Here is a 7,950-nt window from a genome sequence, read left to right as displayed (position 1 = left end):
GGTGGCTCCCCAAGACCACACTCGCTCCGCAACGCGCTGCCTTGCCTCTGCGTGAGATAAAAAATATTTATGCAAGAGGTTTACCGTCTATAGTTGCAGAGGGTTTAGCGAGTTCCTTCCTCAATTAGGATTGAGCTTTCCTCTTGCGCCAACCTACTTTTATGACTTGACGGGCACGGGCAATTACCAGACAATCATCAGGAACATCTTCTGTAACAGCAGAACCAGCTGCGACATAAACATCATCTCCCAATGTTACCGGAGCAACTAAAACGCTATTAGAACCAGTTTGAGTCCGATCGCCTATTTTGGTTGGGTGTTTTTTTACACCATCGTAGTTGGCTGTAATTGTACCTGCACCAATGTTGACTTGATCACCAGTCACAGCATCGCCTAAATAGGATAAATGTGCCACATTAGTGCGATCGCCTAAACGCGTATTTTTCAATTCTACAAAATTGCCTACACGACAACCAGCACCGACTTGTGCATGACCGCGTAAATGTGCATAAGGGCCAATGCGAGTTCCTGCCTTAACAAGGCTATTTGTCACCACAGAATACTGGACTATGACATTTTCAGCCAATTGACTATTTTCGATTAAAGACCCCGGCCCGATGCGGCTGCCTGTTTCAATTACCGTATTTCCTCGTAGATGGGTTTGGGGTTCAATAATTACATCCGGCTGTAATTCTACTGTTTCATCAATGGTAATGCTTGTTGGGTCGATGAGAGTAACACCCGCCAGCATCCATTTTTCTTTGACTCGCCGCTGTAAAATTTCGGATGCTGCTGCTAGTTGTAGGCGATCGTTAATGCCAAGAATCTCTTGGTAATCTGCCACATCAACTGCCATTACTTTGCCTACTTGAGTAACAGTATCGGTAAGGTAGTATTCATTTTGAGCATTGTTTGCTTGCAGATGGGGTAGCACTTGTGCCAAATTTTGCCAGCTAAAACAGTAAACTCCAGCGTTAATGCGGGTATTTTGTTTTTGGTCAGCAGTACAATCTTTATGTTCTACAATTTGCTGCACAACACTTTCGTTGTTACAAAAAACACGACCATATCCAGTGGGATCATTTAAGTTTGCTGTGAGGATAGTAGCAGTGTTTTGATTTTTTTGGTGAGTTTGCAATAACTGCTTGAGAGTTGCAGAGCGTATTAAAGGCAAATCGCCATTTAGCACTAACAGATTCCCAGTATAGCCTTCCAAGCAAGGAAGTAACTGCTGAATAGCATGACCTGTACCCAATTGCACAGTCTGTTCCACAAACTCCAATGTAGGGATTGATTGCATAGCTGCTTTAACTTCTTCAGCTTGATACCCTACAATCACTATCCGTCGTGAGGGTGAAAGCGGTTCCACACTTTCGATAACTCTCTCCACTAGCGATCGCCCACCCAAAGAATGTAAAACTTTGGGTAGGTTTGATTTCATCCGTGTGCCGCGTCCCGCCGCTAGAATTGCTACAACTACCATAATTAGCTATCAGCTATCAGTGAACTTACGATAAATACTGTTGATACATTGAGATTTAGGCTCAAATCATACCAGCTAATCATCGAAGACTGAAATATCAAATTTATCCCCGCGTCTTTTTTCTGGTTTACTCTACTTCCTGCCAACAGTGAATAAACTCTACAAACTGCTGCATCAGTACAGGATTGCGCCAACCTAGAGCAGTTTCTTCTAGCATCACTACTAAAGCCTCTTCTGAAGAAAAAGCTCTTTTATAAGGTCGCTCGCTAGTGAGAGCATCATAAATATCAGTTATTTGAAATACTTGTGCTAGATAAGGAATCTCATTACCCTTAAGCGCATCAGGATAACCTGAACCATTCCAGCGTTCATGATGATGGCGAATAATGGGGATTACACCCCGTAAACTACGTAGTGGCTGACAGATTTTTTCTCCAATTAAAACATGCTGCCGCATGATTTCCCACTCTTGGGAGGTAAGTTTACCACACTTTAGTAATACTGAGTCGGGAATACCCACTTTACCGATATCGTGAAGATAGCCACCCCACACCAAATCTCGAATTTGGTTACGAGAGAGTTGGAGATATTCACCGAAGGCTTGTCCTAACTTGATCAGCCGATGACAGTGATCCCCCGTGTTAGGGTCACGGCTTTCAATCGCAATACCAATGGAAAACAGCACTTTTTCGGCGTGGTCTAAGTCTTCGTTGAGACGCTTCTGCCGCACCAAGGACTTCACACGTGCTGACAATTCCACCCGGTCAAAGGGTTTACTGAGAAAATCATCTGCTCCAACCTCAATTCCTCGGATGCGCGATCGCCTGTCGTTTAATGCTGTAATAAAAATTACTGGAATTAGTCTAGTTTGTTCATCTTGCTTGAGCAACTGACACACCTCAAACCCGTCCATTCCTGGCATCATCACATCCAGCAAAATCAGATCTGGCTGTTTTTGTGTTACCAACTCTACAACAATAGAACCTCTGTCCGCCTCAATTACTTCGTATCCTTCCATCGCCAACAGTGCAACAGCAGTTAGGCGACTGGCGGCATGGTCATCAACTACTAAAATTTTTGGCACATCAGAATCAAAGTCACTCACTTTAGAACCGTCAGCTTGTAGAGTTCTAGAGACTAATGAATCACCACCATCAACATCCGGTTTCATCCAAGAAGACACTGCTTGAGTATCTTTAAGCATAAGGTTTTCTTCAGATAAGTCTAAGGAAGAATCCTGCAATCCGGTGGCATGATTTGAACCGATACTTTTCACTTTACTTGGGGAATCCGACTCACTAATAATTGGTTCGATAAAGCCTGTATTGGGGAATTTCCCTTGAATCACAAAGGCACTCCAGATTTAAGAAAAAATTAACAATCTCTGATTTCTCAAGCAGGTTTAGTATTGGATTTTAGTTGAGCAAGGATTTCCATAAGAATTATGCATTATGTCAAGCTATTTATTGGAGTAATTCACAGCATATGTTTTATATTTTACGAACACTAGAGTAGTATTGCTGCCATGTTTTTGAGCTTTATTTCCAGTATGAGCAATTATTATAAATATTAAATCAGGTTTTTTACTGAGATCCACTGAAGCTAGCAGTGCCAGAAAATATTGTCATTGCTAAGTTATAACAAAGTACATAGGTTTGATTTTTATTTTCTTATAAGATAAACATCTCTAAGGATTTTACTTATATAGTTATGGTAATCATCGATGAATATTAAAATTTATGTATTATTGACTACTCACTACTAGTTTAAATGATGAGTCGGTAAAAACTCATTAATTTGAAGATAAAAAAAGAAACTAGATTTTTTATGAACAAATGTATAACTTTTTGGATATAAGTTGCAATTATTCAGTTTTGTGCTTGCGATCGCAGTTCAACTAATCCCTAAAATCTACCTACAGTTTTTCATAACCACCTTTTTCGCCAACGGGAAGTAGATTCCAGTGAAGAGGCTTGTTGCTCTTGTTGTCGTCGCATGAGTATGATTTCTGCAGGATCGCTTAATTGAGGATCGCGGTAAGGAATGGCAGCACGGGTTAGCAAGTGTTCTTTTTCAGACTCAGACAAAGGAGGAACAGAGGCATTGTTCACTCCTTGAGGATGAGCTGCAACTGTACCTGGCGATCGCCTACCTACAGGTGGAGTAGAACCTATAATCAAGCCAGCTGCTAAAAGTGCTGTCCGCACAGCTGCCGCACAAGAATAAGTAGCCAGTAAACCATCAGCCTGCAAACATAACGAAAGTTGTTTGATAAATTCCATAGTCCATAACTGCGGACACTGCGGGGGTGAAAAAGGATCGAGGAAAATAGCATCAGCCTGGAAACCCGACTGAAGTATTAGGGTTATAGAGTTTCTGGCGTCACCAATTAGCAGCTGTGCCTCAAGACAAGCCGTTTGTACTTGCTGCTCAAAAGCTAGCTTAGTTAAAATTTCGGTGTATTTATAGTCCCAGTTGTCAAATAAATGATGAGCGATCGCAGCTCGTGGTATGGATGGATTTAACTCTAAACCCATTACTTCTACATCACAATTAGGATTTACAGACCATATCGTCTGTAAAGCTGCCGCTGTATTGTATCCTAGACCATAACAAACATCTAATAGCCGTAAGCTAGGTTTGTGGGCAACTGTAGCTAGTTGAGTCGGAACCACAAATTTGAGAAAACTCTCCTGCTTAGCTCCATAATGGCTGTGAAACGATTCACCAAACTCTTGAGAAGTAAAGGTGAAAGAACCATCAGCTGTTAGCTGTGGCGTGAAACTATCCTCTAAATCTGACATTTTATGAAAAGGAACAGGGAAGAATTGCCAACTCTTGACAAATAACAAATGACCCAACTCGTCGTTTCTGCAACATGGCTACTAGAACATCTTGAAGATCCGCAAGTTGTCATTGTGGATTGTCGCTTTTCTCTAGCCGATCCACAACTAGGAAAACAACAGTACCAAGCAAGTCATATAAGTGGAGCTTATTATTTAGACTTGAACCAAGATTTGTCTAGTCCTGTAGAAGAACATGGAGGAAGACACCCTCTACCAAATCCCAAGGATCTAGCTAATAAGTTATCAACTATGGGAGTGAATTATCAAAAAACTCTAGTTGTAGCTTATGATGATTCTCGTTTTGCTTTTGCTGCTCGACTGTGGTGGTTATTGCGTTATCTAGGACATGAGCAAGTAGTGGTGCTTAATGGCGGTTTTGCTGGATGGCAAAAAGCTGGATATCCCACTACAGACATTGTTCCTGATCAAAAGATGGGTACCTTTGTGCCTGAGATCCAAAAGCAAAAACTAGTGGATATCACAGATGTCAAAAGTCGTAAAGATAACGCAAACGTGTTTTTAATAGATTCCAGAGAGGGCGATCGCTATCGAGGAGAACGGGAACCAATCGATAAAATTGCCGGCCACATACCCGGTGCAATTAACTACCCTTGGCAAGAAGTTACAGACTCTCTTGGCTACCTACTCCCCCAATCAGAACAACATCGGCGATGGCAAGAGCTAGAAACAGCCGAGGAAATTTTAGTCTACTGCGGTTCTGGCGTCACTGCTTGTGTAAATTTACTTTCTTTAGAATTAGTCGGCATTAGCAAAGGTAAACTTTATGCCGGCAGTTGGAGTGATTGGATTAGTTACGTTTAGTCATTTGTAATAACCAAGGACTAATTGCAAAGGACTAATGACAAATTTCAAAACTGACCCAGCTGCAAACTATAGTTAATACTAAAGAACCAACCATCAAAATCAATATTTGGATCGGTCGAACCACCGAAAGTCAGACCACTCTGTACATTCATAATGCTGGAATCGGATATTCGATAATTTAAGGTTCCAAATAGCCGATGAAATTGATCTTCTCGTTCGCGCTGAGTAAAGTCTGAGTAGTTAAATTGATAACCTAGACCAACTTGCAGAGGCTGTTGTAAGTAGTAGTTCAAAGAAACTAAAAAAGAATTAATTATCCGATCGCGGCTTTGAGGATCAGCAAAATTCACACTCAATTCGTAAAAGCTATTGAGGCTTAATCTCGAAGTTAAGGGATCTCGCCGTCCTAATGATAGTTGCAGAGAATTTTCATTCAAAAAGCGATCGCCTGCTTTAAAGCCATCGGGGCGATCGTCGTTATTGGCATAAAATAACTGTTGATTACTGAAACTAATTTCTCCATACATGCGCCGCGAGAACTGCTGATAAACACCCAGATTAAATCTAATTTGGTTGTAATTATACTTTGATTGATCTATGTAACGAATGAGGTTGCCATCAATTGAACCATTTAAAAAAGTTTTAGACCCCAAAGGAAAATATGCAGAGGCTAATGTTAGCCCAGTAAAAACCAAACCACCCTCTATTGGCGGCTCATCCGAGGAAAAAATATTACTTGTTTGGAAAAAGCCTAAACGAGCCTGTAGGCTACCTATAGGTTTAAATTCAGTTACAGGCTCCTCTATCGGTGGCAATGGTAACTGTTCTAAAGGTCGTGGTCTAACGCGCAAACCTAATTCCTGATTGATATCTGATTCAGAAGACTGCTGTTTTCGCTCTTGCAAAGCTCGTCTGAGTCTTTGTATCTTATCAGATTCATCAATCTCAGGTGTATCTAATAGTTGCTCCATTGGGACTGGAGAAGATTGGGGCAAATCGTTTGGTTGTGTTTCTAACGGTGGTGGATCATCCTGCTTTTCAGTGTCTGTCAAACCTTCTTCCGCTTGGGAAATTTGTGTTTGTTGTGCTGGATTTAATGGTATTTGTAAACTAGGCAACTTACTAGGCTGCTGACAAAAAGATTGGACTGTTTTTTTCGCTAATTGCTGACATGGTTGATAATCTATCAGTGTACTTGCTTGCAGTTTTGTGCTTTTTGTCAAATTTTCGTGACTAACCTGTGTATCTAAATTTGTGGCTTGAACTGTATCCACTCTGATACAACACCAGGCTCCTGGGCAAGACACAAACAAAATCCAAAACAATAAATTTTTCCAGGCTTTGTTTTGCATTTTTGATGGCGCTGATCGCATCTGACCAACGTAAACGCAAAATTTACTTTGCAAGTTTTGACTCACAAGAGCCAATTTATGCTCAACTTTAGTCAAATTCAGCCAGTAATGCACCTCACATCTATCCTCGAAAAACTTCTATGGCGTTCTTATTATCTTATAAGCTCATATAGTCATGAAAGATTATTTGTCAATTGTTCATCATCTGCTTGTAAATATCTTCTTGATTTGAAAGTCTTTCTGTAAAAGGGTTTCAAGCAATTTTAGTTTAATAGTAAAAACTTAAATAAACTAAACATAAGCAGTTAGTTGTGTATTTTCACTATTAAATTTACACTAGAATGCGGACAAATTTTGCTTAAAAAACTTGCTCAGATAATTTAGCCAAGGCTAAAAACTTTCGTATTCAACTCAAGGATTAACTTGTTTGATATCAGTTGAAGTTTGCGAGGTTCCAAGCTATGTATCACAGATTTTTATCACTGTTAATGATTAGTTTATGGGGAATGATGGCGCTGTCTGTCCCCAATCAAGCAGATGCTACAACTCCTCTAATTCGCGCCGAAATTCGGAACCTCCGCAACTTGGTGCAATTGATTCCTAGAAACGGTTCGAGGAAGCGTCAAGCGCGTAAAGCAGACGCTATGATTCCTGGGGATGGATTATCCACCGGTAGAGCTTCAGTAGCAGATTTGCGCTTTAACGATGGCTCTTTAGCCCGCGTTGGGGAACAAGCTATATTTCAATTTTTACCTAAAACTCGCAGATTTAAACTGTCAAGCGGGACTGTGTTATTACTTATCCCGCCTGGACGGGGGCAGACACGTATACAAACGCCGAGTGCCGCAGCAGCAATTCGTGGTTCAGCATTATTTGTCCGCTATGACCAGGAAAAAGATGTCACGATTGTAGGTGCGCTGACCAATAGCGGTATTGAAGTTTCTAACAAAGCTTCTCAAATTCAGAAACTACAAGCCGGACAGATGATGGTTATAGTCAAGGGTGAATTTCAAGGCTTATTCGATTTTGATTTGAGAAATTTTTATCAAACAAGCGATCTAGTTCGAGGATTAGATTTAAATAGACAAAACTCTCAACCAACTCCAGATCCTGCGATCGCTAGCGTTCAAGCGGAGACCACGGCAGCTGTAAACGCACAGGCACCAATAACAGGCAAGGAAGTAATTGAAAATCCATCGTTGTTACAGCTGACTACTGGTTCTTCACAGCAAACTACTGGTTCTTCACAGCAAACTACTGGTTCTTCACAGCAAACTACTGGTTCTTCACAGCAAACTACTGGTTCTACAAATTTGCCTGACAATCAAACTTTCACAAATGATAACCCAGTAGAATCCCTAGTGGAAACAGGACAAATCTTGTTAAATAATACTCAGCAATCTGAACGTAATAATCAGGTTGATCAAGTTCCAATACCACAACC

General features: G+C 40.9%; 6 protein-coding genes. 2 read left to right on the top strand and 4 right to left on the bottom strand.

All coding sequences use genetic code 11. The features are described 5' to 3' along the window. Nucleotides 1-124: 124 nt before the first annotated feature. From glmU to AC5JMF_RS02365, 3 genes are all read right to left on the bottom strand, one after another. Complete coding sequence (gene glmU, locus AC5JMF_RS02375; protein WP_495794122.1) at nucleotides 125-1,483, bottom strand: bifunctional UDP-N-acetylglucosamine diphosphorylase/glucosamine-1-phosphate N-acetyltransferase GlmU; 1,359 nt, start codon at nucleotides 1,481-1,483, stop codon at nucleotides 125-127. 127 nt (nucleotides 1,484-1,610) lie between these two features. Beyond that, nucleotides 1,611-2,831 (bottom strand): response regulator, encoded by a 1,221-nt coding sequence (locus AC5JMF_RS02370; RefSeq protein WP_495794121.1) that lies wholly within the window; start codon nucleotides 2,829-2,831, stop codon nucleotides 1,611-1,613. Nucleotides 2,832-3,408: 577 nt separating this feature from the next. Next, nucleotides 3,409-4,287: a tRNA (5-methylaminomethyl-2-thiouridine)(34)-methyltransferase MnmD gene (locus tag AC5JMF_RS02365; protein ID WP_495794120.1), complete on the bottom strand. Its 879-nt coding sequence runs from the start codon at nucleotides 4,285-4,287 to the stop codon at nucleotides 3,409-3,411. 48 nt (nucleotides 4,288-4,335) lie between these two features. Between AC5JMF_RS02365 and AC5JMF_RS02360 the strand changes: the two genes are divergently transcribed. Beyond that, entirely contained in the window at nucleotides 4,336-5,151 is an 816-nt protein-coding gene (locus tag AC5JMF_RS02360; RefSeq protein ID WP_495794119.1) for a sulfurtransferase, read from the top strand. Between the two features lie 47 nt (nucleotides 5,152-5,198). On the opposite strand, the gene AC5JMF_RS02355 is transcribed toward AC5JMF_RS02360, so the two are convergent. Continuing rightward, a complete protein-coding gene (locus AC5JMF_RS02355; RefSeq protein ID WP_495794118.1) occupies nucleotides 5,199-6,506 on the bottom strand; it encodes a surface lipoprotein assembly modifier in 1,308 nt (435 codons plus the stop codon). 461 nt (nucleotides 6,507-6,967) lie between these two features. Between AC5JMF_RS02355 and AC5JMF_RS02350 the strand changes: the two genes are divergently transcribed. Then, on the top strand, nucleotides 6,968-7,950 hold a 983-nt coding region (locus tag AC5JMF_RS02350; protein WP_495794117.1), incomplete at its 3' end, for a FecR domain-containing protein.

The organism is Desmonostoc vinosum (assembly GCF_059505385.1).
Note: the sequence above shows the minus strand (reverse complement) of the source record. Positions and strands in the feature narration are given on the sequence as shown.

What these genes read in the sequence shown, in the direction of transcription:
- glmU (WP_495794122.1), bottom strand. Translation starts at nt 1,483, where the DNA reads ATGGTAGTTGTAGCAATTCTAGCGGCGGGACGCGGCACACGGATGAAA.
- AC5JMF_RS02365 (WP_495794120.1), bottom strand. Translation starts at nt 4,287, where the DNA reads ATGTCAGATTTAGAGGATAGTTTCACGCCACAGCTAACAGCTGATGGT.
- AC5JMF_RS02360 (WP_495794119.1), top strand. Translation starts at nt 4,336, where the DNA reads ATGACCCAACTCGTCGTTTCTGCAACATGGCTACTAGAACATCTTGAA.
- AC5JMF_RS02355 (WP_495794118.1), bottom strand. Translation starts at nt 6,506, where the DNA reads ATGCAAAACAAAGCCTGGAAAAATTTATTGTTTTGGATTTTGTTTGTG.